This window comes from Pseudomonas sp. SIMBA_067, from assembly GCF_046534675.1.
Lineage (GTDB): Bacteria > Pseudomonadota > Gammaproteobacteria > Pseudomonadales > Pseudomonadaceae > Aquipseudomonas > Aquipseudomonas putida.
Genome location: NZ_JAWRYH010000733.1, coordinates 1 through 259 on the forward strand (window position 1 = coordinate 1; position 259 = coordinate 259).

Sequence of the window (259 nt, forward strand, 5' to 3'; positions counted from 1 at the left end):
CGTGCCGCGAGGTAAAACTCCGGCGCGCTGCTGGCCTCGGGTGGCTGGCCGCGAAAATCCCTGGACAGCGTCAGGTGCGGGCGATACTCACGGCTGACTGCCTCCACCCCCAACGGCAGCAACGCCTGCTGCAACCCATACACCAGTTGCAACAGGGCCGGCGGTGTCTGGTGGGCCTCCAGCACCAAAGCGCTGGCCCGCTGCCACACCTGCAAGCGGTCGAGCAACAGCCGTGGCGCCGCAGCCGGCAGCGCCAGTT

At 68.7% G+C, this 259-nt stretch carries 1 protein-coding gene; it reads right to left on the bottom strand.

Translation table 11 applies throughout. From position 1 onward, the window contains the following. On the bottom strand, positions 1–259 hold a 259-nt coding region (locus SB765_RS31100), incomplete at both ends, for a 2'-5' RNA ligase family protein (RefSeq protein WP_410932687.1).